Origin of the sequence: Stenotrophomonas rhizophila (assembly GCF_001704155.1) — a bacterium.
GTDB lineage: Bacteria > Pseudomonadota > Gammaproteobacteria > Xanthomonadales > Xanthomonadaceae > Stenotrophomonas > Stenotrophomonas rhizophila_A.
The window spans coordinates 3,784,813-3,810,535 of the sequence record NZ_CP016294.1; the positions used below are offsets into that span (position 1 = coordinate 3,784,813).

Below are 25,723 nucleotides of genomic sequence, written 5' to 3' on the forward strand. Positions count from 1 at the left end.
ATTTCAGGGACTTTCAGCCATCCAAAGTCCACCCGAGGGGTCCAATGTAGCGCCTGTCGCATCCCCTTCCCTCTGCAGGAGACCACCCGATGAACACGCTTACCCGCACCCTGGCCACCACCGCCTTGGCCATTGCTGTCCAGGCCGGTACCGCCGCGCAGGCCGCTGCACCGGTGAACCCCGCCGCTGTCACCGCCATTGCCCACACCCCCAGCACCATCACCACCGCCGATGGCGTGCAGCTGTATTACAAGGACTGGGGCCCGAAGGATGGCCCGGTGGTGACCTTCAGCCACGGCTGGCCGCTGGATTCGGACAGCTGGGATGCACAGATGATGTTCCTGGCCAACCACGGCTACCGCGTGGTCGCGCATGATCGCCGCGGCCATGGCCGCTCAGGCCAGCCGTGGGAAGGCAACGACATGGACCACTACGCCGACGATCTGGCCACGGTGATCAACACGCTCGACCTGAAAGACATCACGGTGGTCGGCTTTTCGACCGGTGGCGGCGAAGTGGCGCGTTACATCGGCCGACATGGCACCGGCCGGGTCAAAAAGGCCGTATTGATCAGCGCGGTGCCGCCCTTCATGCTCAAGACCACCGACAACCCCGGCGGCGTACCGGTCGAGGTCTTTGACGGCCTGCGCAAGGGCCAGCTTGAAAACCGCGCGCAGTTGTTCAGCGACGTGGCAAGCGGTCCGTTCTATGGCTACAACCGTCCCGGCGCCAAGCCCAACCAGGCGCTGATCGACTCCTGGCGGGCGCAGGGCATGCTGGGCGGAATCAAAAACACCTACGACTCGGTTGCCGCGTTCTCGGCCACCGACTTCCGCGAGGACCTGAAGCGGTTCAACGTCCCGACGCTGATCATCCACGGCGACGACGACCAGGTCGTGCCGATCGATGTCGGCGGCCGCATGTCGGCCAAGCAGATCAAAGGCGCCAAGCTGATCGTGTACCCCGGCGCGCCGCACGGGCTGACCGAGACGCACAAGGACAGGGTCAACCAGGATCTGCTGGCGTTCCTGCAGCAGAAGTAATGTCGCGTTAGGCCAATGGCCGCCGTGTTGCGAGAGGCGCCGGATGCAGATCCGGCGCCTTCTTTTTGCCTACGCACACGCAGGGTAAGCGTATGGCGAAGCTGGCGCGCTCGTCCCAGAGTGACCCGACAGAAATCAGGGCGATACCACGGACGACATGGCACAGATACGAATCACCTACTGATCCGCATGATTGAGCATCGCCGTGCGGCAAACCAGATTGTGCTGCCTGGTATGCAGCAGGCTCAACGCTGAGTCGGCAATCCGGGCGTTGTGTTCACTGCGGGCTTCTGCCTTGCCGCTTCTTCCTTCAGCACTTCCTCGTAAAACGCACGTTCGCGGGCTGCGGCAGCGGCCTGGTCGCGTGCGTCTTCCTCGCGGCTGAGGCGATCGATCTCCTTGTACTCGGTCCATGTCTCCGGCGATATGGTTTTGAGCCGGTTGTCCGCGCGCAGCTGCAGCGACGCGGCAGGAGCCGTGGCTACGGCGAAGTTATCCATCAGCCACTGCTGCCGCAATTGCGGTGACGCATTCATCAGGTCGGGCTCGGCGTAAGTGTCCATCGGCAATATCTGCTCGGCGAGTGCCTGCTGGGAGGACATGCGTACCAGCCTTACGACCAGGCGCTCCTGCTCTCGGTCCTTCTGATAAACGGCGACGACGTCGCCCTGGATCCAGAGCACGTACCAGTACCCTGCGATAGGGTAGACATGGAAGGGCGTGTGGCGGACCAACAGCAGATTGCTGCCCTCATCGTAAAACGCCGACCATCCCGGCGGCGCCGGGTCGGGCGCGCAGTCGATGCTGCTTTTCATGATCTTCTGAAGATGCACCTCACCGCCACTGGCAGAAAGCCGCGTCATCCAGCAGCGCGCACCGGTGTCGTTGTGCGATGCCAGAAGGATGGAGGATGCATCCAGCACCACCACGTCGCTGTGCACAACCCGATCCTTCAGTGCTTCCGGGTCCTGCAGCAACGCTGCGAATCCAGCGTCGGACAGCTTCTCGCCATCCACGTACAGGTCATAGCGGGTGTACTTCCGGTATTCGCTGACATTGATGTCCAGCGTGCTCTGCGTCACCGCCACGACCTTCAGCGGATCGGCGGATAACACGGTCTCGCGGCTGGTCCTTCCGCACGCTCCAAGGAGCAGCGGCACGGCAACGAGAAGGATGGCCATGCGCGACAACGCGCTGATGCTGGCGCTCATGGAACTCCGGGGTGCTGGGAAGGCGAGGCATGATCGTCACCGCCAAGGTCGCGGTCGAGCAGGCAGTCGATGAAGGCGCGCAGCGCGGGACGCAGGTAACGCCTGCTGGAATAGTACAGATACAGGCCCGGCACCGTGGGCGACCAGTCGGCCAGCACGCGCCGCAGCCGTCCATCGCGCAGGGCCTCGGCGATCCCATCGTCATTGTAGGCGTACAGGATACCCAGCCCCTGCAGGGCAGCAGGCACCACGATGTCCTGGTGGTTGGAGATCAGCGGGCCCTCGCCGACGTACTCGGCGCGCTTGCCGCGCTTGATGAATTCCCATCCCGCCACCTTTCCGCTGCCCGGGAAACGCCAGTTGATGCAGGCGTGGTTACCGAGGTCATCCGGTGTCCTGGGCTCACCAGACCTGGCGAGGTAGTCGGGCGACGCCACCGCCAGCAGTTCGATGTCCGGCGTGAGCCGTACCGCCACCATATCCTTCTGCAGGCGTCCACCCACCCGGATCCCGGCGTCGAAACCCTCTCCGGCGATATCGGCCAAGCCATCGTCGATCACGATGTCCAGCACCACCTCCGGATGCGCCTGCGCGAACCGGCCCAGGCGCGGGGCAATCACCTTCTTCGCCGCCATGCTCAGCGTATTGATGCGCAGCGTGCCCGCCGCGCGCGCGTTGGCACCGACCGCTTCTGCCACGGCCTGGTCCATGTCGCGCAGCATCGGCGCTATGCGCTCATGCAGCCGGCGCCCGGCTTCGGTGGGCGACACGCTGCGGGTGGTCCGGTTCAACAGGCGAACGCCCAGGCGGGATTCGAGCTGGCGGATGACCTGGCTCAGGGCAGACCGGGACAGGCCCAGGTGATCGGCCGCCCGGGCAAAGCTGGTGCGATCCACCACCGCCACGAAGGCCTTCAGTTCCGCGAATTCAGCGCCGCGCATTGTGCACTGTTCCCTACATGGTCTGATCCGATCATAGGCGATTCTCTTACCCTCCAGATCGGCTCACGCTTGCTCCACCCCGAACCCACTGGAGCACTGCCATGAAAGAACTGAACCTGCCCGAGCCGATAGCCGCCTACTTCCATGCCGACAGCCAGGGCGCCGCGGCCGTGGCCCGCTGCTTCACCCGCGATGGAGTGGTGCTGGACGAGGGCCATACCCATGCCGGGCCCGCGGCCATCGCGGCGTGGAAGACCGATGCCGCCGCCCGCTACAGCTACACCGCCACGCCGCACGCGCTTGAGCAGCATGGCCGCAGCTACCTGGTCACCAGCACCGTGGCGGGCAACTTCCCCGGCAGCCCGCTGGACCTGCGCTACGCCTTCACCCTGGAGCGCGGAAAGATCGCCCGGCTGGAGATCGGGGCATGAACTTCGATCTGGAACTGACCGGGAAGCGCGTGCTGGTGACCGGCGGCACGCGCGGGCTGGGCGCAGCGGTGGTCGAGCTGCTGGCGGGGCTGGGCGCACGCGTGGTGGCAACAGCGCGTACCTTGCCGCGCGCGCCCATCAAGGGTGTGCATTACATGGAAGCAGATCTCGCCAGCGCTGAAGGCGCCCGCCAGGCCGGCGAGGCAACGCTGCATCACCTCGGCGGCATCGACGTGCTGATCAACGTGGCGGGCGGCTCATCGGCACCTGCCGGCGGGTTCGCCGCGCTGGATGATGCCGAATGGGCCAACGCGCTGGACCTCAATCTGATGTCTTCCGTGCGGCTGGATCGCGCACTGCTGCCGACGATGATCGCGCAGGGATCCGGCGTGATCCTGCACGTCACCTCGATCCAGCGCACCCTGCCGCTGCCCGAGGCGACCACCGCCTATGCCGCAGCGAAGGCCGCCTTGTCCACCTACAGCAAGGCACTGTCCAAGGAAGTCACGCCGAAGGGCGTGCGGGTGGTGCGGGTCGCGCCGGGCTGGATTGAAACCGAAGCTTCCGTCGCCTTCGTCGAACGTATCGCGGCCGAAGCACAGACCGATTACGAAGGCGGCAGGAAACGGGTCATGGACGGGCTGGGCGGCATTCCGCTGGGGCGACCGGCGCAGCCGGGCGAGGTGGCCGACCTCATCGCGTTCCTGGTCTCGCCACGCGCGGCTTCGATTTCGGGCACGGAGTACACCATCGACGGCGGGACAGTGCCTACGGTGTGAGGGACGCAGGTCCGGGGCGATTTGGACGCCGGATCAAGTTATCAGGACTTTATGCGACCGATCGTTCGCTCGTCGCCGGCAAAGTACCCCTGCCGGCCAACGCCGCCCCCGCAATCCCACCGTACCGAGGAGTCGTCCATGTTCAAGCTCATTCCTGCAGTGTTCGCGGTCGCCCTGGCGGCCGCCCTCTCCCCCGCCCAGGCCAGCGACGCCGTTCGCGACCAACCGGTGCACAACGTCGTGCTGGTGCATGGCGCCTTCGCCGATGGCAGCGGCTGGCGTGGGGTGTACGACGACCTGACCGCGCGTGGCTACCACGTGTCGATCGTGCAGAACCCGCTGACCTCGCTCGCTGACGACGTGAAGGCCACCCAGCGCGTGCTGGATCGTCAGGATGGGCCGGCCATCCTGGTCGGGCATTCGTGGGGCGGCACCGTGATTACCGAAGCGGGTGTGCACGACAAGGTTGCCGGGCTGGTCTACGTCTCAGCGCTGGCGCCGGATGCGGGCGAGACCACGGCGCAGCTGTACACCGGTTTTGCGCCCACGCCTGAGTTCGTGATCGAGACTGGAAGCGACGGGTTTGGCTTCATCAAGCCCGACAAGTTCAAGGCAGGCTTTGCGCATGACACCACCGATGCGGACGCGGCATTCCTGCGCGATTCGCAGGTGCCGATCAACATGTCGGCGTTTGGCACTAAAGTGACGCAAGCGGCGTGGCGCACCAAGCCGAGCTGGGCGGTGATCGCCACTGAAGACAAGGCGTTTGATCAGGCAATGCTGATCCACATGGCCGAACGCATCAACGCGCAGATCACCAAAGTGCCTGCGAGCCATGCCGTATTCATGACCCAGCCGAAGGTGGTGGCCGATACGATTGATCGTGCCGCCAGGGACGTGGGGCAGCAGCACCGGTAAGCCGGTACAACAGGGAAAGGGTGCGGCTGCAAGTCCCAAGAGAGCACAGGGATCTACAAGCACATCTTTGCGTCGACCGTGGCACTGGCAGTGGGCCCGTTCCAGTTCTCCACCCGCTTGCGCCAGCGCTATCCAGCCGCGCACCGCTGGGCTGGCCGGGCGTACCTGTCAGTAGGCGTACTGGTGGGCGGCCTGTCAGGCCTCTACATGGCCACGTTTGCCTTTGGCGGTCTTGCGGCAAAGATCGGATTTGCGGCGCTTGCTTTGATGTGGCTTTTTTAACGGCACGAAGGCCTTCCTGTGCATTCGCCAGGGCGCGGTCGCCGAACATCGCAGGTGGATGGTGCGCAACTTCTCGCTCACCCTGGCAGCCGTGACGCTACGCATCTATCTGCCGTCGTCCATGGTGCTAGGCATCCCGTTCGATATTGCATACCCGATTATTGCGTGGCTTTGCTGGCTGCCCAATCTGCTGTTGGCGGAGTGGCTGTTCTATGGCTCTTCGGGGGCTGGAGCGGCCTCCCTGCCTGCCGCCTAGGGCACGGTCGGTTCGACTTATCACGCCAACGATGAAGCGTCCGAAGGTCTTGGTCTTGCTAGAAAGTTGCTATAAAACTTAGTCAAACTTTATAGGTCGTTGATACGTCCGCCCTATCAATCCCAAGGATTCGGCCAGGCCCGCCTTTTGAGGCACCCGCGCTCGCTGGGCCCCTTGGCGATTTCACTCTTGTTCAGCGAAGTCTCACGATCAAATGCGACGAAAACCCACAGCCCTGCGGGAGTTCTCGTCGCCTAGGTCTTCCCGCGAACTGTAATTTGCTATAAAACTTAGTCAAACTTTATAGTTCGTTCCCATGAAGATCCCCGTAGACCCGCCGAAACTGAACGAAATCATGGAAGAGGCCGCCAAAGCCGGGACCCTCATGGACTTGATGATGGGCAGCGCATCTCCTGAAGTGAAGGGTGACTACATCCATTGGGACAAATTGCGCCACAAGACCCCGCCCGAAGGACTGACATCCCGCACTTGGTGGGCCAGCATCAAGTTCGCGCGGCTTGGCCTGAAGCGAAGCCTTCCGTTGCTGGACAAGTATGGGACACACTTCACGATCTCCATCACCGACCGATTGCAGAAGAACCTTCACTACATCGACCGCGAGGCGGCGGGCGCAATCCAAGGCATGGAGAACTCCGGCGGGCAGGGGCGCTTCCTGATGCGCTCCCTTATCGAAGAGTCAATGACGTCATCGCAGCTGGAGGGCGCAGCCACAACCCGTGTAGTCGCAAAAGAGATGCTCAGCACCGGGCGGCAGCCACGGGATCAAAGCGAGAGGATGATCTACAACAACTACCTCACCATGAAGCTGGTGAGGGAACGAGGGAAGCGCGCTTTCTCCGTAGACGAGATTCTGGAGCTGCACGCCCTGCTGACTGAAGGAACCCTGGAATCCAAGAGCGATTGTGGACGGTTGCGCGATGCGGAAGACAACGTCCTCATCTTCGATCGGGGTTCGGATACGGTGCTGCACACGCCGCCGCCTGCACGTGAAGTCAGAGAACGGCTGGAAAGGCTCTGCAGGTTCGCCAACAGCCAGGACGAAGAGCCCTTCATCCATCCGGTGGTAAGAGCGATAGCCATCCACTTCCAGATTGGCTACGACCATCCCTTCTGCGACGGCAACGGCCGTACCGCCCGCGTTCTGTTTTACTGGGCGATGATGAACGCTGGGTACTGGCTTACCGAGTATCTCTCCATCTCAAGTGTCCTGAAGAAGTCGCAGGGCAACTACATGCGGGCCTACCTGTATACCGAACACGACGACTCGGACATGACGTACTTCGTTTCGCAGCAGCTGGATGCCATCGAGCAATCGATTACGGCACTTCACCAGTACATAAAGAGCAAGAATGACGAGAACCGGCGCGTGCGCCGGGTGTTGCGCAAGTCGCACGTAGCGGGCCTGGAGTTGAACCATAGGCAGCGGGCGTTGCTGGCGAACGCCATCAAGGATCCTGATCGTGCCTACACGGTCGCCACGCATCGATCCGCTCATCAGATTTCGTATCCCACCGCTCTCGGTGATCTAAGCGCCTTGGTCGAGGGTGGACTGCTGGAACGGCACAAGGTCGGTCGAGCCAACGAGTTCGTGCCGGTTGCTTCCATCGCCGAGCTGCTCCAGAACTAGCAGGCCCTGGGCGCTAGCCCGGCTTCTTCGGAGCCTCCCGCCGGAACAGCTCCCACTCATCGATCCGTTTGCCGTCCGGCAGGTGGCAGATGCCCCGCTCGTTGCCATCCCGGTCCTTCTCGATCATGACCTTGCCACCGCGCTTCACGCAGTACTCGGACGCCGGGTTGGCCATGCCAACAGGAACGCCATTCTCGCGTGCCTCCTGGTTCTGCTGGGAACACCCCGCTGCTCCGGCGACCGCGATGGCAGCAGCGAGCACGGCGAAATTGATGCGACGCATGAGCCATCTCCAGAACTGCCCTAGTGGCTCAGGCAGTGTGGAACCGGAGTTGTGAACGTTCTGTAGCAGCAATACCGATAGCGCCGGACCGTTGGTCCGGCGACTCTCCGCATAGCCCGCGACAACATGCGCGGGCCGCATCTCCATCATCCGCTCCCCAGCTGGGCAGTCACGGACACCTCCAGGGCGCTAGTGCACCGCCGCAGCCGCCTTGGTGGCTTCCGTAACAGCCGCAGGCGTAAGCGGCAAGTTGCAGACATCCACGACGGAGATCAACGCCAGCAGGTTCCTGATGGTCAGATCTTCCACGGTTCCCGGGCAGTGCTCCAGGATGTCGATGAGTGCCAGCAGTTCCACGATGCGCAGGTCATAGATGCGCAGCAGCTCGCGGATGACCCGGAACAGATCCGTCCTGGATACATCGTCCACGCCGATCAACCGGTTGACCAAGGTACCCGGTGCGTGAGGGTGTGCGCTGCGGGTGGTGTGTATGGCACCAATGACATCGCTGAGCGTAAGCGCCTCGAATGGCGTGTCGTTGGCAGTTAGATGCTCTTCGAGCGTAAGCCAGGTCGAGCTCCCCCACTCCAGGGTATCGGCGATCTGGCCGAAGTAGTGGGTGAAGTCGACGGATGTACGCGTAGGCGCGGTGAGATTTTCGGATGACATGGCGGGATTCCTCAGTTGAGTTGAGATCCAGCGCCCTGCAACGGGCTGGGCGCTGATGCGCCTTGCTTTTCGGGCTGCAAATCCCGGCCACCGATGTTGCGGTGACGATGCCATCCTGATTCTTGAGAGTGCCGCGCGTCAACGCGGCGGACATCAATCTGTGCGCGGGGTATCAGCGCCCCCACGAAATGTGAAGCGTGCACTGGCGTCGCCGGCCTTTCGCGACATGGGGCTTGCCACAACTCTCCACGCGATACACGTATGCAGAGGAGGCCGTTCGTGGAAGCATAAATTGTCCGCAGCCTGGAGGCATAAGTTGTCCACCAAGAAGCTCCGCATACGGCAAAAATCATCGCTCCATGTTGGTCAGATTGGAGGTTAGATCGGCAAGAGCCTCACCCCGTCAGCTGGAGGCAAGTGCCATGTATTTATGCCGTACGATTCAATGCTTTGCATTGCACCGCGCTCCGGTTCATATACAAATACGCCGTGGACTGCGTGACTGGAAGTGCTGGACAACGACCGCAACCTGGCCTGCCTTGATGCCGGTTCGTCCACGAACGAGGCACTCTTACGCGAATGGATTGCGTACCAGGTGATCGGCTGCCGCCATAGCCCGCTTCATGGACAGTGGCCGCAGGCAGGCTATTCGGGAATGTCCGGCTCCATCAAGCCTCGCAACTTGCCGAGTTCCTCGCGTGGGCTGGGGCAAACATGCAAGTTCTCAGCGGCAAGTGGGAGGAGTTGAATCCGTGAACCAGCCACAATTTTTGATTCGAAACGTTATCGCCTTGGCACCTGGTCACCTCGGGCTGCAGTTTGGCGACGGCATTGATGTATTTGTTGATCTCCGAGAGGTAATCAACAAGCATCCCTCGCTTGCAAGGCTTGCCGAGCCGGACATATTCCGCGTTGTGTCGCCTGATAAGTGGAACCGCGGCGTAATCTTCGCCGATGACGACGATCTGACTCTCGCCAGCGACAACCTGCGGGCAATGGCAATTGAGCAGGCAGGTTGCTACTCACATCAGCAGGTCGTCACCTGGTTGCACCACCATGGCCTGTCGCTTGACAGCGCAGCCGACGCGTTTGGCATCAGCCGCCGCATGCTGGCGCACTACCGCAGCGGTGAGCGACCCATTCCGAAGACGGTAGAGCTGGCGATACTTGGATGGGAGTCTCGGGAGTGCGGGCACCTTGGAGGCATACGATAAGTCTTGCGCCACGCATCGCGCCGTCGCGTATGGAGCATCGCCCGGCGACTCCTACTAGATCCGTGCCCCCTTGGCCGTTAAAGGCGACGCATTCGCCAGCGTCGCCAGACCACCATCAACATCCACGCGACGCCCGCGTAAACGAGAGCCGTCAATAACCGACCTGCAGGCATTACCAAGAACATTACTTCGGAGTCAGGCCGGAAGAAAGGCTCACCCATCCAACTACCAAGCGGCAGATAGTACGCTTGGTGGAGTATGAACAAGTGCAGGTTATCCAGCAGCGTCGCGCACCACCAGAGCAGTGCCGGCAGCGCTATCCACGCAGTCAAGAGCAACCAACTCCACCTGGATGGCGCACGCATCATCGCCCCGCCTTCCTCTCGGATTGACCCTGGACAGCGCCAACACCGCGCTCCACCTGTGCTTTCATCACAGCTCACTCCCATGTATCAGGCGTCGCGACCGCCCCTTTGACCAGCAGACTCTGCATGCCGCAGCCGGACAATTGCGGACCTACCGCTCGACCTCCATTTGCCGCCTTACCTCACGAATGAGCTGCTGTGCAGCTGCATTGGCTTTACTTGCATCGGATCGCTTGGCCGCCTCCAAGGCATCAAGCAGCATTGCATGTCGCTTCGCTGCATCGCTCTCCCGCCTTGCCGCCAAGACAGTACTTGATGCGTAGAAGTACAGCTCGTTCGAATCACCAAGCTCGCGAGCGGTTGCCTTCCACTTCTCGGCAATTTCGTCGCTCCCCGAGAGCGCCTCATAGTGCGCGATCAATCGCCTCACGGATTCGAGATCGCCCTTCTTCGCGGCCGCCTCCACCAATGCACGCTCCTTTTCCGGAATCATGTGCGCATCGCTTGGACTCATGATCTCATTATCGTCGGGGACGCCTCGCTCGCCTTCACAGCCAGCCAGTGCGAATGCAACAGCTATAAGCAACACCACGGGCATTACTAGTTTCATCTTGGCACCGGCGATTGCGGGTAGATGGGAGAACAGTGGCCAGGATTGGACCAGTCAGGATCTGGCCCGTTACCCCCGACTCTAGGCATGGCCCCTGTAACGCCCTTCCGAGTGAACCAGACCTGTGTATTGGGTGCGTACACCGTCACCCCACGCTCATTCGCCACCTTCTGCGCAAACGGTCTGGGCGAGACTGACACCCTCGACCGTCGAGGGAGATCAGCAAAGCCGTTGAAAGAACATGGCCGCAGTTTGAAGTCAGGCGGCAAGGGCGCTGATAAGGGATTCCGGTGACTTGAACAAAATCACATCCGCAGAATCGCCAAGTGCGACTCGCGCTTGGGCAATCTGAGTAGCGTCGGCCTGCTCAACGACGGCGATGCGGCGGATCTTCGCTCCCGTATTCATCACGTCTCGGAACTTTCCATCCGCCTGGTACACCCCAGCCCAATCCACGTCTCCGTGGTCTGCAGACACCGTCTGGAGGAGGATCGGATTATCGGAGCCAGCATCAAGCGCAAACGGGAACATCAATTGATGTCCGCTTGCTCCGACCACAGTGAATCGACGAGTGACGCGCTTTGGCATGGCACGGGTCAGCACCTCATCGATCACTCCAATGAAGTTTGAAGACGGTTTCGGACGATGGGCCAGACTGCTGATTGCTATCCGGTGTGCTGCCTCGAAGAAGCGCGGCAATGCAATGCTCGCAGATGTCTCTCTGCAGTTCGCAGTTAGCTCACCATCTTCTGTCAAAGTCACCCCGCATTCTGTTGCGATGTCGCGGTACTTTGATATTTTCGATTTGCTTATTACCGCACCTGCGGCTGCAACATTGAAGAGCGTGTCCCCATCATCAGTCAGACGCACTTCGCCGTTTCCGCAATCAAACAAGTAGGCCCCCAGCAGGGTGCCATCCCTGGGGATTGTGAGGCTCGACTCGATGAAGCCATGGTCCTCGCCGATGGGGACGTATCGTCCGTTGAGAACGTTGGCAATGGCAGACAGATTCATAGCAGTGGCCGCTGAATGACTGGCAGTGAAAGTTTCGGTGCGAGAGTGATGTTGGCGTGCCGCAGGAACAGCTCCCATAGCTCTTCCAGCGGCGCCACTTCGATGGGTTCAGCATACCCCTCGATTGCGTCATCCGATATGGTGTGGAGGTGGGGAACTCCTACCCGCAGTCCATGGTAAGGCCTCCCCACTCCCACATGGCTGCGGTGCATGTTCATTCCACCCTCATCGAGCCCACGAGCCGGGCTCCGTGGACCAGGCTAAGGGATAGCTTGTCACGCACTCTCCCGATCCCGTCTGCCTTGAAGTATCCCTTGACGAAAAGACCCTCGGGCTGAGTCGCGTCGATGGTCAAAGCCGCTGTGAATTCGAAGCCCTTGCGTCTGGCGAGAGCGGCTCTCCACGGCACCGCATCAGGGCCAGCCCATTGCTTTGGCTGAGCGACGATCTGACGCGCCCGGGCTATGTCTTGTCGCACTGCGTCCATTCAACCCCCGTCCGGTCAAAGCGCGCACCCCATCCCAACGAAGCCGTACTGGCGAAATGGGGACATTTCCTGTGCTGCTCCTACGCGTCGAGACCGCACTCGCCAATTGGACCTTGCCTATGGATTCCGTCAGTTCCATAGGCGATAGAAATGCGCGCAGACGATCCCGGCACATCCGATGCGCCTGATCTGGCTGGTGGGCCCACCAGGATTCGAACCTGGAACCAAAGGATTATGAGTCCTCTGCTCTAACCGTTGAGCTATAGGCCCTTCGCGGTTGCACAGTGTAGTGGAGGCGAAGCGGGGGTTGCTACTGGGGACCGGTGGAAGCAGGGCGTGCTATGCCCCACTCCAGTGCCTTTGGCGGGCGTTCGGGCCCGTGTCACGCTTGAGATAGCCAGTGCTACATGGCGCCACTGGCCTGATCAGCGCGGCAAGGCGCCGGGGCGGGCAAGAGCGATCTTCGGTTGGGGCCATGCGTTACCGTACCGATTGGCGAGGTCGGCGGTCGTTTGGGAACCGACCCTACCCGACCCCAGCATCATGTGTGCCAGCGTCCGGCGCGATGCGGCGGAGCCCGATCCGTCCGTCGCTGGCGGCAACCCATAGAAAAAACCCCGCCGAAGCGGGGTTTTTTCATTTACGCGACTACCTGGAAATCAATCGATGTCCAGGAAGCTGCGCAGCTGCTCGGAGCGGCTCGGGTGGCGCAGCTTGCGCAGCGCCTTGGCTTCGATCTGGCGGATGCGCTCGCGGGTGACGTCGAACTGCTTGCCCACTTCCTCGAGGGTGTGGTCGGTGTTCATGTCGATGCCGAAGCGCATGCGCAGCACCTTGGCTTCCCTCGGGGTGAGGCCAGCCAGCACGTCACGTACGGTTTCCGACAGGTTGATGTTGGTGGTGTTCTCGATCGGGGACTCCACGTTGGTATCCTCGATGAAGTCGCCCAGATGGGAATCCTCGTCGTCGCCGATCGGGGTTTCCATCGAGATCGGCTCCTTGGCGATCTTCATCACCTTGCGGATCTTGTCTTCCGGCATGTCCATTTCCTTGGCCAGCTCCTCCGGCGTGGCCTCGCGGCCGTACTGCTGGAGCATCTGGCGGGAAATGCGGTTCAACTTGTTGATCGTTTCGATCATGTGCACCGGAATACGGATGGTGCGCGCCTGGTCGGCGATCGAACGGGTGATGGCCTGGCGGATCCACCAGGTCGCATACGTGGAGAACTTGTAGCCGCGGCGGTATTCGAACTTGTCCACGGCCTTCATCAGGCCGATGTTGCCTTCCTGGATCAGGTCGAGGAACTGCAGGCCGCGGTTGGTGTACTTCTTGGCGATGGAGATCACCAGGCGCAGGTTGGCCTCGACCATTTCCTTCTTGGCCTTGCGCGCCTTGGCTTCGCCGTAGGCCATGGCCCGGCTGATTTCCTTCAGCTCTTCCAGCTCCAGCGAGGTGTTCTTCTCGATGTCGATGGTGGCCTGCTGCTCGGCAATGATCTGGTCCTTGACGTCACGCAGGGCCGAGGACCACTTCTGCTTGCGCTTCAGTGCGTCTTCCACCCACTCCAGGTTGGTCTGGTTGCCTTCCCAGGAACGGATGAAGTCCTTGCGCGGCATGCGGGCGGTCACGGTGGCCAGGTTCAGCACGCGGCGCTCGTGGCCCTTGATGTCGGCCATCACGTCGCGCAGCTGCTTGACCAGCACGTCGGTCAGCGGCAACGGCAGCTTCAGGGTGACGAACACGGCGGCCATGTCGTCGCGCAGCTTGGTCAGCGGCTTGCGGTCGGCCTTGGTCGCCGCCTTCTTGAAGGCAGCGTAGGCAGCAGCCAGCTCGGCCATGCGGCGGGCGACTTCTTCCGGGTCCGGACCGGTCGGGCCGGCTTCTTCTTCGACGTCGTCGCCGTCTTCTTCGTCTTCGTCGGCGTCCGCATCGGCGTCGTCGCTGGTGTCTTCAGCCACGACCGGGGCCGGGACTTCTTCCACCAGGTCGTTGAAACCGACGATCACTTCGGCCAGGCGCTTCTTGCCTTCCTTGTGCGCTTCGTAATCGGCCAGCAACGATTCCACCGACACCGGGAAGGTGCCGAGTGCAGCCTGGACCTGGCCCAGGCCTTCTTCGATGCGCTTGGCGATGGCGATTTCGCCTTCGCGGGTCAGCAGCTCCACGGTACCCATTTCGCGCATGTACATGCGCACCGGGTCGGTGGTGCGGCCACCTTCGGTGTCGAGTGCGCTCAGTGCGGCGGCAGCTTCTTCGGCCGCGGTGTCATCGACTTCGCGGTTACCGGTGTTGCCGTCGTTGAGCAGCAGGGTTTCGGCATCGGGCGCAACTTCATGGACATCAATGCCCATGCCGTTGATCATGCCGATGATGTCTTCGATCTGCTCCGGGTCGACAATGTCGTCGGGCAGGTGGTCATTGACTTCGGCGTAGGTCAGGTAGCCCTGTTCCAGGCCCTTGCTGATCAGAAGCTTGATGTCGTTTTGCTGGGCAGGACGTTCGTTGGCCATGTAGTGCTCGCGCCACCGGCAGGGATAGGGAATAGAACCTAGCATTATACCAGCCCAGCGCCCCTCGGGCCCGGGCGGTGGTCCCGGGGTCAGGGTCTGAGCAGGAAGGTCACCGGACCATCGTTGATCAGGCTGACAACCATATGGGCGCCAAACTGACCGGTTTCCACCCCTGAAACGTGCTTTTGACGACAGATCTCCACCAATCTGTTGAATCCACGTTCAGCCTCGTCAGGCGGCGCGGCGGTACTGAAGCCCGGGCGCATCCCGCTGGCTGTGTCTGCCGCGAGGGTGAACTGGCTCACCAGCAGCAGGCCGCCCCCTGTCTCCCCCAGGGATCGGTTCATTTTCCCGCTCTCATCTGCAAACACACGGTAACCAAGCAGGCGATCGGCCATCCGCCGGATCTGGGCCTCGGTATCGCCCGGCTCCATGCCCACCAGGGCCAGCAGGCCCGGGCCGATCTGGCCGACTACGGCGTGGTCCACGCTGACGCTTGCCTGGGTAACGCGCTGGATGAGGACGAGCATGGTGGGGCTTTCCAGGATGAACAAGCGGCCTACCTTAGGGGTTGAGCGCCTGCACCGGCTAGACTTTGCCCCGATGAAACCGCAAACCACTGCCCGCCTGGCCTACCGCGCCGCCGCTTTGTTCACCCGCCTGCCCTGGTCCTGGCTGCGCGGCTTTGCCCATGGCCTGGCCGGGCTATGGATCGCCCTGAACGCCCGCGAGAGCCGGGTGACCCGGCGCAACCTGGAGCTGGCCTACCCTGAGCTGTCGGCCGAGGACCGCGACGCCCTGCACAAGGCGGTGCTGCGCTCGACCGCGCTGCAGGCAGTGGAAACCCTGCGCCTGTGGACCCGTCCGCGCGACCGCAACCTGGCCCTGCTGACCGAACGCCATGGCGAGGCGCTGTACGACGCGGCCCTGGCCAGCGGCAAGGGCGTGATCGTGGCCGCCCCGCACTACGGCAACTGGGAGCTGCTCAACCAGTGGCTGGCCTCGCGCGGGCCGATCGCCATCGTCTACAAGGCGCCGGATGAAGCGGTGGGCGATGAATTCCTGCAGCTGGTCCGGGGCGGCAGCAACGTGCAGCAGGTCCGGGCCGAAGGGCCGGCGGTGCGCCAGCTGTTCAAGGTGCTCAAGGACGGCGGCGCCACCGGCATCCTGCCGGACCAGCAACCCAAGGCCGGCGATGGCGTGTTCGCCCCGTTCTTCGGGGTGGAAGCGCTGACCATGACCCTGGTCAACCGGCTGGCCGAGCGCACCGGGGCCACGGTGCTGTACGGCTGGTGCGAACGCACCGGGCCGGGCATGCAGTTCGCCCTGCACATCACGCCGGCTGACGTCGCCGTGGCCGATCCTGACGCGCGCACGGCCGCCAGTGCGCTCAATGCCGGCATCGAGGCGATTGCCCGCCGCGATCCGGCCCAGTACCAGTGGACCTACAAGCGTTACACGCTGCGCCCGCCGCACAGCGACGAAGTGGACCCGTACGCCACCGACCGACATCCGCACTGAGCGCGACGCTGCGTCGCATCGGCCACGATTGAATCGGCGCCTTCCGACCCCACTGTGAAACCACGATGTCCCCCACGGCCCCTGCCATGTCCCCAGTTGCTTCTTCCCCGTTCGGCGATCCGGCCGCGATCCGCTGCGAGCGCGCGGTGGCCGAACTGCGTGCCGGCCGCCCGGTGGTGATCGATGACGGCCACGGCCAGCGCCTGGCTTTCATTGCCCTGGACAGCAGTACGCGCAGCAGCTACACCGCCTTTGCCGGGGTGGCCGCCGGGCAGCATTACCTGTTCCTGACCGCTACCCGCGCGCGGGTGCTGGGGGTGGCCGCCGAAGACGGCGCACGCGTCCCGCTGGCCGGGGTCGACTTCGATGCGCTGCCCTCGCTGAGCTACCTGCGCGATGCCGAGCCGATGCCGGCTGGCTGGTCCGCCGGGCAGGCCCTGGATGAGGGCGCGGTGGAAATCGCCCGGCTGGGCCTGCTGCTGCCGGCCATGGTCGGGGTACTGCTTGCCCCGGGCGATGCCCGCTTCGACAGCTGCGCGCAGGTATCGCTGTGCGACCTGGCCCAGGGCGCCGAGCAGGCCGCCCACGCCTATGAGCTGGTGGCGCGCTCGCCGGTGCCGCTGCGCGAAGTGGGCATGACCGAATTTGCGGTGTTCCGCGGCGGCGTGGCCCAGCGCGACCAGGTGGCGATCATCGTGGGCAACCCCGATCTTGCCGGCGTGGTACCGGTGCGCGTGCATTCCTCGTGCCTGACCGGCGATCTGTTCGGCTCGCTCAAGTGCGACTGCGGCGACCAGCTGCGGCGCGGGCTGCGCAAGCTCAAGGAACTGGGCGGTGGGGTGCTGCTGTACCTGGACCAGGAAGGCCGCGGCACCGGCATTGCCGCCAAGATGCGCGCCTATGGCTACCAGCACGATGGGCTGGATACGATCGATGCCGATGCACAGCTGGGCTTCGGCGCCGACGAGCGCCGCTATGGCAGCGCGGTGGCGATGCTGCAGGGCCTGGGCGTACAGCGCGTACAGCTGCTCAGCAACAACCCGACCAAGGCCCAGCGCCTGCGCCATGCCGGGATCGAGGTGGTGGACTGTGTGCCGGTGACCGGCGACATCACCGCCGAGAACGAGCACTACCTGCGCACCAAGGCCGAACGCGCCGGCCACCTGCTGGATGTGGACGCGCTGATCCAGGCCGCGCAATAGCCCGCGCCAACCTGCTACCGTCTGCGCGACGGGCGCAGCCGACCTGATGTGGACGCCCGGCATGTTTCCTCCTGCCGAGCGCCTGCCTTGTCCGACCCGTCCCCTGCCCCGTTGCCGTCCCCGCCCCCCCTGCCCGACCAGGGCACGTGGCAGCCGCTGCCGCTGCGCGCGGCCACCATCGCCGGCGTGGCCGGTGCCATCACCGGTGCAATCTTCATCGGGGGCGTGCTCGGCACGCTGTGGGTGGTCTTCGACCTGCCGATGCGCTGGATCGCGGGACCGGCCATGCTGATTCCCGGCGCGCTGATCGGCGGCGTCTTCGGCTTCCGCCGGCAGCGCCGCACGTGGTGGCGGCTGGATGCGCAGGGGCTGGGCGTGCGCCGTGACCTGATGTGGCAGCTGGAGACCCGGGTGCCGCTGTCGCGCGTGCAGCACCTGGACCTGCGCCGTGGCCCGATCGAACGCACCGCGCGGCTGTCCACCCTGGTGGTGCATACCGCCGGCAGCCGTTTCAGTGCGGTGTCGCTGGCCGGGCTGGACCAGGCCGATGCCGAGCACCTGCGCGATACGCTGGGGCGCCAGCTGGACCAGGACGACGACGCCCTGTGAGCACACCCCTGGCTGACGACGGCGCCCCCGACCAGCGCCTGCATCCATGGTCGTGGCTGTTCGTGCTGCTGATGCAGCTGCGCCAGTTCCTGCTGCCGCTGGTAGCGCTGGTGGTGTTCGGTGGCCGCGGCGACAGTGACCAGGAGGAGATGTGGTCGAACCTGGCCGCGCTGGTGGTGATCGTGGTGCTGGTGGCCGTTTCCATCCTGCAGTACCTCACCTTCCATTACCGGATCGGCCGCGATGCGATCAGCGTGCGCAGCGGGGTGATTTCACGCAACCGGCGCGAGATTCCCTTCGCACGCATCCACAACGTGGTGGTGCACCAGAATCCGTTGCACCGGCTGTTCGGCGTGGCCGAACTGCGCCTGGAATCGGCCGGCGGGAATCGGCCGGAAGCGGAAATGCGCGTGCTCAAGCTGGACCAGGCGCTGGCGCTGGAGCAGCTGGTGCGCCAGCGCGGGCAGCAGCAGGTGGCCAGCGGGGATACGACGGCGGTGCAAACCCCCGACGTCCCGGCCGAAGATGTCCTGCTGCAGCTGGGTACCGCCGATGTGGTGCGCGTCGGGCTGTTGTCCAATCGCGGCTGGGTGGTGGTGCTGGCCGCTATCGGTGCGTCGTACCAGCTGTTCCCGCGCGGCGCGGTCGACGACGCCATTGAACACGGTGGCCGCCAGGCGTTCGGCTATGCCAGCTCCTTGCACCCGGCCACCTGGGTCTGGGTGGTGGCGGCACTGGTAATGGTGATCGGCTTCTGGGCACTGCTGCGGGTGTTCTCCGTGGCAGTGGCGCTGCTGCGCTATCACGGCTTCCGGCTGACCGAACACGAGCGCCGCCTCACCGTGGCCAGCGGCCTGCTCACGCGTATGCGCACCAGTGTGGCGCGCCGGCGGATCCAGGCCTGGACGCTGCGCGAAACCGCGCTGCAGCGCTGGTTCAATCGCCGCCACCTGCGCATCGATATCGCCGCAGGTGTATCCACCGATGGCGAACGCCGCGACCTGCGCGAACTGGCGCCGCTGGCTACGCCCGAGGCCTGCAACACGCTGGTGCAGCACCTTCTGCCGCAGCTGCAGTGGCCACCGGCGCAGTGGCGGCCGGTGCCGCTGCGCGGCTGGTGGCGGTTGTGCCTGCCGGCGCTGGTGATCGTGCCGCTGCTGGCTGCCGGTGCCGTGTGGGAAGTGGGGCCGTGGGGCGCGCTGGTGCTGGCGTGGCTGCCGTGGTCGGCGCTGCGCGCACATCGCACCATGGCGCATATGGGCTGGCACCTGGATGCGCGTTACGTGGCCGTGCGCGGTGGCTGGTGGCAGCGCTGGTGGCGGTTTGCCGAGCTGGACAAGCTGCAGGCGCTGCGGCTGGGCCGCTCGCCGCTGGACCGGTGGCTGGGCACGTCCAGCGTATGGCTGGATACGGCGGGGGCAAGCGGCAGCATCGCGTTGTGCCTGCGGTATCTGCCGGAAGCCGAGGCGCGGGCGGTGTTTGAACAGCTCAATGCTGCGTTCGTGAAGCGCCGCCCGTATCGGTAACCGTTATCGCTTTGATGGGCCCCAATAGCCCAGGTCCTTGCGGATCTGCAGGCCGCGCGTCCACGCGCCGAACGGCTTGCGCTTCAGGATACCCATCTCGCCTGCCAGGAAATCCTCGGTGGCGGCGATTACGCGCTCGCTGGAGCGGCCGTCTCGCCACGGGTGGATGTCGTCGGCGTAGCGGCGGATCTCCGCCATCAACGCCGGCTCCGGGTGCAGCGCGCGTGCCAGCATCGCCGGCAGCTGGGCCGGATCGTCGAAATCGATCATGTGCGGCTGCGGGACGCGGTTGCGGAAGGTCACCACGGGTTTGTGCTGCACCACGAACTCGGAGACGATCGAGGAGGTGTCCGACACCAGCACATCGGCGGCGCGCTGCGCGGCCATCACCTGTTCCGGTTCGATGAAGGCGGCGTTGGCGCCGGCCAGTGCGCGGTAGCGCGCGAACAACTCCGGCGGGCACTTGGGGTGCAGGGTCAGCAGCCAGTAGTGGCCGCCCCGTGCGATGTCCCCGGCGATCTGCTCGTAGAGGTGCGGGGCCGCACTGAGGCGCTCGGTGAATGTGGAGCCGAACAGGATCACCGGCCGCCCCTGCGCGGGCGCGCGCAGCGCCGCACTGGCGCCGCCGTCGTCCAGGAACAGCGGGTCGAGCTTGGGCCAGCCGGTCTCGGCTACCGCGAAGTGGCCCTCACGTGCGGCCAGCTCACGGAACGGGGTGGTGGTGGCCGGGCCCTGGGTGCAGTACAGGTCGAACAGCCCGCGTACGCGGAAGTGGCCACGGGCACTGTCGCGCTTCTGCACGTTGAAGCCATGGAAGACCTGCACCTTGGCCCCGGCAATGAACGGCGGCACCCAGTTGGCCGCGCTGAACACCGCGCGCGGGCGCAGCGCCAGCGCCTGCTGCAGGCCAACGTTGGGCACGCCTGGCAGGCTGGCCCCGGCCGCTCCGTCGGCAAACCACGCCGACACCGGTTGACCGGAGGCGTGCAACGCCTGGGCCAACGGGGCGAGAATAGGCAACGCATAGCGTTCCGTCGCAAACAGCAGGTACTCGGCCATCATGTCCTCCACGACCGCTCCCGTTGAACGGCCTCGCATCTCGGCCTGCATTATCGCGTTCAATGAAGCCGACCGCATCGGCGACTGCCTGGCCTCGCTGGCCTTCTGCGATGAGGTCATCGTGGTGGACTCGTACTCCACCGATGCCACGGTGGCCATCGCCACGGCCGCCGGGGCGCGGGTGCTGCAACGCCCGTTCGACGGCTTCCGCAGCCAGAAGGCATTCTGCGTGGCGCAGGCCACGCACGACTGGGTGCTGTGCCTGGATGCCGACGAACGCATCAGCGACGACCTGCGCGCAGCGATCCTCGCCGCCCAGGCGGTGGGCTTCACCGGCCACCATGGCTATCGCTTTGCCCGGCTTTCCGAGTACTTCGGCAAGTTCCTGCGCCATGGCAATGCCTACCCGGACCGGGTGCTGCGGCTGTTCGACCGCCGCCACGGCGGCTGGCGCGGCAAGCGCGAGATCCACGAAGCAGCCAGTGTCGATGGCAGCGTGGGCACCCTGCGCGGCGACCTCATCCACTACCCCTACCGCTCACTGGAACAGCAGCTGGCCAAGACCCAGCGCTATGCGCGGATGATGGCCGAGCACGAGTTCGCGCGCGGCAAGCGCGCCACGCTGGCCAAGCTGGTGCTGGCCCCGGCGTGGCGGTTCTGGCGGGGGTTGCTGCTGCGCGGCGGTTTCCGCGATGGCTGGCATGGCCTGGTGTATGCCTACGTGCGCGCCAACTACGTGCGGCAGAAGACCATCATGCTGTGGATGCTGCAGCACGGGCAGCCGGTCAGCGATCCGCCACGGGACGTTGGCGACACTCCCTGAACACGGGTATGTCAGACTTTGGGGGCGTATTACCGAAGGCCCCCATGAAGATCCTCTACACCAACTTCCACGCCGGTGATGGCGGTGGGCACACCACCTACCTGGCGTCGCTGGCGCGCGCACTGTCGCCGCGCCATCAGCTGTTCATGGCCGCACCCGGCGGCAGCCGGATACTGCGGGTAGTGCGCCAGGAGCGCATCGCCGAGCCGGTGGAGATCGCCTTCAGCAGCGGCCTGGCCACGCTGGGCCGGCAGTGGGCAGACCTGCGCACGCTGCGCGGGCTGATCCGCGAGCACGCCATCGATATCGTGCATGCCAACGGCGCACGCGATCACCGGGTGGCCATGGAGGCCGTGGCGGGTCTGTCCCGGCGGCCCAAGCTGGTGTTCACCAAGCACAACAGCAAATCCAGCAACACCTTCGGCAATGCCGTGCGTGCGCGCTGGGGCACCGACCGGGTGATCGCCGTGTCCGAACACACCCGGCAGATGCTGCTGGACAGCCCGTACCGGCACTGCCCGATCGACGTGGTGCGCAACGGGGTGGACCTGCAGCGCTTTTCGCCGGTTGCGCCCGCCGATGGCGCGGCGCTGCGCGCGCGCTGGACGCTTGACCCGGATGCGCTGGTGCTGGTGAGCAACGCCGGCACCGATGGCCACAAGGGCTGGATCGATCTGGCCCGCGCCATCGCCACCCTGCCCGAGCCGCTGCGCGGCAAGGTGCACATGGCCGTGGCCGGACGCGAGCCCGACCCGCTTCTGGTGGCGGAAGTGGAACAGCTTGGCGTGGCCGGGCAGGTGCATTTTGCCGGGCTGCTGGAAGACATCCGCCCGTTCGTGGCCAGCGGCGATGCGGGCTTCGTGCTGTCCTACGATGTGGAAACCATCTCGTTTGCCTGCCGCGAAATGATGGCGATGGGCAAGCCGGTGATGGTCAGTGATTACGCGGGTTTGCCTGAGAACATCACGCATGGGCACAACGGCTGGATCGTGCCGGTGCGGAACGTGGCCGCCATTGCGGCCCAGGTGGTAGCGCTGTATGAGCAGCGGCAGACATTGCCGGCCGTTGGCCAGGCCGCGCGCGCGCATGCGGTGGAAGCGTTCGGGTTGGAGACGTTCAGTGCGTTGACTGAAGCTTGTTATTTGGCGGTGTTGGGTGGGGCAGCCGACTAGCAGCCGACTAACAGTCGGCTCTACACGTCGGCTCTACACGTCGGCTCTACACGTCGGTTGGGGTGCGCAGGCGCAGGGGGTCGGACAGGGCCAGGAAGAAGGCGATCCAGGTGGCGTAGAACGAGGCGGTGCGCATGTCGCGGAACATCATTTCGGTCAGGCCGAACACCGCAAAGCCCACGCAGATCATCAGGCCCGCACCAGCGAACAGGCGGGTGGGCCGGTCGGTCACGCCCAGCCGCAGGCGCCTGGCGAACACCCAGCCCGGCGCGATGTAGAGCAGTACCAGGCCCAACCCGCCCAGCACGCCGTAGGTGGCCAGGAAGTACAGCAGGTCGTTGTGGGTTTCGCCGAAGTCGCGCGCCACGGTCGGGGTGACCTGCTTGGCGTCGGCGAGCTGCGCCAGCTCCTCGCGGAAGCGGTCGCCGCCGCCCACGCCGAACAGCGGCTCGCTGCGGATCATATGGCCGGCCGCGCTCCACAGCTGCAGGCGGATGCATACCGAGGTATCAGAGAGGTGCGCCACCTGGCACTGGTCGAACTCGCTCACGCCAAGGTGGATGCGCTCGCGCATCGAGGCGTCGCTGGCCACGATGATGCCGGCCAGGCCCAGCAGCAGCGCAGCGGCCAGGACCTTGAAGCGGTTCATGCGGCGCCCCTGCACCAGCAGCGCAATGAACAGGAAAAACGGAATGGCCAGCAGGCCGCCACGGGTCTGCGTGGCCAGGAACGCCCCGATACCGGCGATGCCGCTGACCAGCTTGAGTGCGAACTCGGTGCGGCGGAAGCGGGTGATGCGCAGGCCCAGCAACAGGAAGGCGATCACCGAGAACAACAGGGTCAGGTCGCCGTAGGTGACGGCGTTGAACTGGCGGGTCGCGGGGCGCGCACCGGTACTCAGCACCAGCCAAGCCACGTTGATCACGGCATACCAGATGCCGGCCAGCAGGCCGAACGCGGCATGGGCCAGCACAGGGCGCGGCATGCGCAACGCGGCGGCGAGAATCAGGCCCACGGTGAGGAAACGCACCGCCTTTTCGGTTTCCGATCCCTTCCAGATGCCATGCACGGCAAGGCTGGTCAGCACGCCCAGCAGCATCACGCCCATGCCTGCCACCATCCACAGGTACTCGCGGCGGTTGTCGCACCAGACGGTGCCGACGGCCGGGCGACGCACCCAGGCCAGCACGATGAAGCTGAGCAGCACCAGCCCGTAATAGCCCGCGCTGCCGCCGTCCATGGTGGACATCAGCAGTACCGGCGACAGGCCAAGCGCGACCGTGAACACCCAGGCCAGGACAGGGTGGACGCCGGCGGTACGGGGAAGCGCGTTGTTCACGTTCAATGCGACTCGGGCAGAGCGGGCGGCATTGTCGCTGATCGGTCGGGAATGATCCATGAGCGCAGGGTCAGTCCTCGCCCTCTTCCTTGCCCTGTTCGCGGCGTATCCGCGCCAGGTCCACGGCACTGGGCTGGCAGGGCCCTGCGAACGCACGCGCCGGTACCAGCCACCAGCCCCGCCGGTTGGCCACGCCCACCCGCTCGCCCTGGGCCCGGTCCACGCAGGCCAGCAGTGCGGCCTGCTGCACGAGCAGCCAGCGCTGCTCGGGCGCCTGTGCCTGCCATGCCCGGCCGTCCTGCAGCTGCAGGTACCAGCGCCGCTTGAAGCCGAAGGTGCGCACCGGCCGGTCGGACATGAGCAGGTTCTGTTCCTTCCAGCCCACCAGGCCCAGCTCGGCATCCGGGCCGATGCGCTGGCCCACCTGGTACATCAGCCCGCGCGCCGAACTGGAATCGTTGAACAGCGGGTAGCCCACCAGCCCGTAAGCCACCCATGCCATGGCCAGGATCGACACCACCGCCAGGTGGAAACGACGCGCACCGCTGAAGACCAGGCTGACCACGCCCCAGCTGCCCAGCGCGATGCCCACCCAGCCCAGCGCGGCGGTCACCGAGGTGTCGATGCCGCGCTCAAGGATGAGCTTGCGCTCGAAGCTGGGCTCACCGCCGAGCATGGCCACGCCGATCCCCAGCAGCGCCACGGTAAGCAGGAGCGCGAAGCCGCCCAGCACCCATTGCACGTCGCGCCGCCGCAGCAGGCCCGGCAGCAGCGGGGCCAGCGCCAGGCAGAACATCGGCAGCGCCGGCAGGATGTAGACATCGCGCTTGCCGTGCGGAATGGAGAAGAACAGCACGATCAGCAGCCACCAGCCCAGCAGCAGCAGGTAGCGCGGGTCGTGCCGGCGCAGGCGCCGCCACCAGGCCGGGATCGCCCATGGCACCAGCAGGAACGCGGGGACCCACATGGACGGCATGGTGGCCAGGAAATACCACCACGGCTGGTGGTGGTCCCAGGACTGCGCGTAACGCTTGGCGGTCTGCCGGAACAGGATGTCGTTCATGTACGCACGGTATTCGGCCGAGCCGCTGGCGGTGGCGGCCAGTACCATCGGCACCAGCCACAGCGCAATGGCGGCCAGGAAGGCCAACGGCCCCACCCAGAACCGCCAGTTGCGCAGGTCGAGCCGGACGCGCGGCCAGCCCATGGCGACGGCGGCCAGCGCCGGCACCAGCATGAACAGCGCCAGCACGCCCACGCCCTTGGTGATCACCCCCAGCCCGGCGGCGAACCAGCCCAGCCACCACCAGCGCCAGGTCGGCCCGCACAGCAGGTGGCGCAGCAGGCCGTAGTTGGCCAGGGTGATGAAGAACACCACGAGGGGATCGATCTGGGCCTTCTTTGCCTGGAAGGTGAAGTGCACCGCAAACAGCAGCGCCCAGGCGGCGTACAGGCCCACCTTGCGGGTCCACAGCCGGCGCCCCAGGTCATACACGCAGGCCAGCGTGCCCAGCGACGCCAGCAGGGTCGGCAGCAGGAACGCCACCCGCCAGTCGCGCAGCAACGTATACAGCGTGGCCTGCAGCCACATCAGCATCGGTGGCTTGTCCGAGTACAGCTCGGTGCCACGGTGCGGGAACAGCCAGTCCCCGCTGAGCACCATCTGCTTGGCCACCAGCGCAAAGCGCGGTTCGTCCGATGGCCAGGGATCGCGCATGCCCAGCCCTGCCCCCAGTACCAGCAGGGCCATCAGCGCAAGCAACCAGAATTCCCGGGATTCGCGTGTTTTCAGCATGGGCGCGATTCTAACG

The 25,723-nt window shown here is 64.8% G+C and carries 25 protein-coding genes and 1 tRNA gene; 14 read left to right on the forward strand and 12 right to left on the reverse strand.

All coding sequences use genetic code 11. From position 1 onward, the window contains the following. Positions 1-89 precede the first annotated feature (89 nt). Entirely contained in the window at positions 90-1,043 is a 954-nt protein-coding gene (locus BAY15_RS16855; protein ID WP_068854141.1) for an alpha/beta fold hydrolase, read from the forward strand. Positions 1,044-1,288: 245 nt separating this feature from the next. Here BAY15_RS16855 and BAY15_RS16860 read toward each other — a convergent pair whose 3' ends face one another. Continuing rightward, positions 1,289-2,254, reverse strand: coding sequence for a hypothetical protein (locus BAY15_RS16860; RefSeq protein ID WP_068854142.1), 966 nt, complete (start codon positions 2,252-2,254; stop codon positions 1,289-1,291). Then, positions 2,251-3,195, reverse strand: a complete 945-nt coding sequence (locus BAY15_RS16865; RefSeq protein ID WP_068854143.1) for a LysR family transcriptional regulator — start codon at positions 3,193-3,195, stop codon at positions 2,251-2,253. The genes BAY15_RS16860 and BAY15_RS16865 overlap by 4 nt, the downstream gene beginning before the upstream one ends. A 101-nt stretch (positions 3,196-3,296) precedes the next feature. Between BAY15_RS16865 and BAY15_RS16870 the strand changes: the two genes are divergently transcribed. The 6 genes from BAY15_RS16870 to BAY15_RS16895 all read left to right on the forward strand — a co-directional run bounded on the left by BAY15_RS16870 (position 3,297) and on the right by BAY15_RS16895 (position 7,509). Next, positions 3,297-3,626 carry a nuclear transport factor 2 family protein gene (locus BAY15_RS16870; protein ID WP_068854144.1) on the forward strand — a complete coding sequence of 110 codons (330 nt, stop codon included), beginning with the start codon at positions 3,297-3,299 and terminating at the stop codon, positions 3,624-3,626. Then, entirely contained in the window at positions 3,623-4,405 is a 783-nt protein-coding gene (locus BAY15_RS16875) for an SDR family oxidoreductase (RefSeq protein ID WP_068854145.1), read from the forward strand. The genes BAY15_RS16870 and BAY15_RS16875 overlap by 4 nt, the downstream gene beginning before the upstream one ends. A gap of 138 nt (positions 4,406-4,543) precedes the next feature. Further along, positions 4,544-5,323, forward strand: a complete 780-nt coding sequence (locus BAY15_RS16880; protein WP_068854146.1) for an alpha/beta fold hydrolase — start codon at positions 4,544-4,546, stop codon at positions 5,321-5,323. Between the two features lie 90 nt (positions 5,324-5,413). Then, entirely contained in the window at positions 5,414-5,605 is a 192-nt protein-coding gene (locus BAY15_RS19705; protein WP_068854147.1) for a DUF2306 domain-containing protein, read from the forward strand. 61 nt (positions 5,606-5,666) lie between these two features. Then, positions 5,667-5,861 (forward strand): DUF2306 domain-containing protein, encoded by a 195-nt coding sequence (locus BAY15_RS19610; RefSeq protein WP_250637311.1) that lies wholly within the window; start codon positions 5,667-5,669, stop codon positions 5,859-5,861. Between the two features lie 316 nt (positions 5,862-6,177). Then, positions 6,178-7,509: a Fic family protein gene (locus BAY15_RS16895; protein WP_068854149.1), complete on the forward strand. Its 1,332-nt coding sequence runs from the start codon at positions 6,178-6,180 to the stop codon at positions 7,507-7,509. A gap of 13 nt (positions 7,510-7,522) precedes the next feature. On the opposite strand, the gene BAY15_RS16900 is transcribed toward BAY15_RS16895, so the two are convergent. Both BAY15_RS16900 and BAY15_RS19605 read right to left on the reverse strand, forming a co-directional pair. Further along, on the reverse strand, positions 7,523-7,792 hold the full coding sequence (locus BAY15_RS16900) for a putative hemolysin (RefSeq protein WP_068854150.1): 270 nt from the start codon (positions 7,790-7,792) through the stop codon (positions 7,523-7,525). Positions 7,793-7,981: 189 nt separating this feature from the next. Then, positions 7,982-8,461 carry a hypothetical protein gene (locus tag BAY15_RS19605; RefSeq protein WP_068854151.1) on the reverse strand — a complete coding sequence of 160 codons (480 nt, stop codon included), beginning with the start codon at positions 8,459-8,461 and terminating at the stop codon, positions 7,982-7,984. A 752-nt stretch (positions 8,462-9,213) separates the two neighbouring features. On the opposite strand from BAY15_RS19605, the gene BAY15_RS16910 reads away from it, so the two are divergent. Continuing rightward, the gene (locus BAY15_RS16910) at positions 9,214-9,675 is read left to right on the forward strand and encodes a DUF2442 domain-containing protein (RefSeq protein WP_083214217.1); all 462 of its coding nucleotides are present in this window, start codon (positions 9,214-9,216) and stop codon (positions 9,673-9,675) included. Positions 9,676-10,191: 516 nt separating this feature from the next. Here the strand turns inward: BAY15_RS16910 and BAY15_RS16920 are convergent. The 5 genes from BAY15_RS16920 to dtd form a co-directional block, all read right to left on the reverse strand. Then, positions 10,192-10,638, reverse strand: coding sequence for a hypothetical protein (locus BAY15_RS16920; RefSeq protein ID WP_068854154.1), 447 nt, complete (start codon positions 10,636-10,638; stop codon positions 10,192-10,194). 270 nt (positions 10,639-10,908) lie between these two features. Beyond that, complete coding sequence (locus tag BAY15_RS18965; protein ID WP_157771773.1) at positions 10,909-11,664, reverse strand: DUF1828 domain-containing protein; 756 nt, start codon at positions 11,662-11,664, stop codon at positions 10,909-10,911. A gap of 681 nt (positions 11,665-12,345) precedes the next feature. Then, positions 12,346-12,421, reverse strand: a tRNA-Ile gene (locus BAY15_RS16935). 389 nt (positions 12,422-12,810) lie between these two features. Beyond that, the gene (gene rpoD, locus BAY15_RS16940) at positions 12,811-14,661 is read right to left on the reverse strand and encodes an RNA polymerase sigma factor RpoD (protein WP_068854157.1); all 1,851 of its coding nucleotides are present in this window, start codon (positions 14,659-14,661) and stop codon (positions 12,811-12,813) included. A gap of 89 nt (positions 14,662-14,750) precedes the next feature. Then, positions 14,751-15,191, reverse strand: coding sequence for a D-aminoacyl-tRNA deacylase (gene dtd / locus BAY15_RS16945; RefSeq protein WP_068854158.1), 441 nt, complete (start codon positions 15,189-15,191; stop codon positions 14,751-14,753). 73 nt (positions 15,192-15,264) lie between these two features. On the opposite strand from dtd, the gene BAY15_RS16950 reads away from it, so the two are divergent. The 4 genes from BAY15_RS16950 (at position 15,265) to BAY15_RS16965 (ending at position 19,519) form a co-directional block, all read left to right on the forward strand. Further along, positions 15,265-16,182, forward strand: coding sequence for a lauroyl acyltransferase (locus tag BAY15_RS16950; RefSeq protein ID WP_068854159.1), 918 nt, complete (start codon positions 15,265-15,267; stop codon positions 16,180-16,182). A 65-nt stretch (positions 16,183-16,247) separates the two neighbouring features. Next, on the forward strand, positions 16,248-17,384 hold the full coding sequence (gene ribA, locus BAY15_RS16955) for a GTP cyclohydrolase II RibA (RefSeq protein ID WP_068854160.1): 1,137 nt from the start codon (positions 16,248-16,250) through the stop codon (positions 17,382-17,384). An 87-nt stretch (positions 17,385-17,471) separates the two neighbouring features. After that, the gene (locus tag BAY15_RS16960) at positions 17,472-17,993 is read left to right on the forward strand and encodes a PH domain-containing protein (protein ID WP_237334284.1); all 522 of its coding nucleotides are present in this window, start codon (positions 17,472-17,474) and stop codon (positions 17,991-17,993) included. Then, positions 17,990-19,519: a PH domain-containing protein gene (locus tag BAY15_RS16965; RefSeq protein WP_068854162.1), complete on the forward strand. Its 1,530-nt coding sequence runs from the start codon at positions 17,990-17,992 to the stop codon at positions 19,517-19,519. Before BAY15_RS16960 ends, BAY15_RS16965 begins: the two co-directional genes overlap by 4 nt. A 3-nt stretch (positions 19,520-19,522) precedes the next feature. Here BAY15_RS16965 and BAY15_RS16970 read toward each other — a convergent pair whose 3' ends face one another. Continuing rightward, a complete protein-coding gene (locus tag BAY15_RS16970; RefSeq protein ID WP_068854163.1) occupies positions 19,523-20,581 on the reverse strand; it encodes a CDP-glycerol glycerophosphotransferase family protein in 1,059 nt (352 codons plus the stop codon). Here BAY15_RS16970 and BAY15_RS16975 point away from each other — a divergent pair. Together BAY15_RS16975 and BAY15_RS16980 are read left to right on the forward strand one after the other, a co-directional pair. After that, positions 20,580-21,401, forward strand: a complete 822-nt coding sequence (locus BAY15_RS16975) for a glycosyltransferase family 2 protein (protein WP_068854164.1) — start codon at positions 20,580-20,582, stop codon at positions 21,399-21,401. The two genes, BAY15_RS16970 and BAY15_RS16975, sit on opposite strands and share 2 nt — an antisense overlap. 44 nt (positions 21,402-21,445) lie before the next feature. Further along, complete coding sequence (locus BAY15_RS16980; RefSeq protein ID WP_068854165.1) at positions 21,446-22,573, forward strand: glycosyltransferase; 1,128 nt, start codon at positions 21,446-21,448, stop codon at positions 22,571-22,573. Between the two features lie 46 nt (positions 22,574-22,619). On the opposite strand, the gene BAY15_RS16985 is transcribed toward BAY15_RS16980, so the two are convergent. Further along, positions 22,620-23,912 (reverse strand): O-antigen ligase family protein, encoded by a 1,293-nt coding sequence (locus BAY15_RS16985; protein WP_068854823.1) that lies wholly within the window; start codon positions 23,910-23,912, stop codon positions 22,620-22,622. 70 nt (positions 23,913-23,982) lie between these two features. Beyond that, positions 23,983-25,707, reverse strand: coding sequence for an ArnT family glycosyltransferase (locus BAY15_RS16990; protein WP_068854166.1), 1,725 nt, complete (start codon positions 25,705-25,707; stop codon positions 23,983-23,985). Between the last annotated feature and the right edge of the window lie 16 nt (positions 25,708-25,723).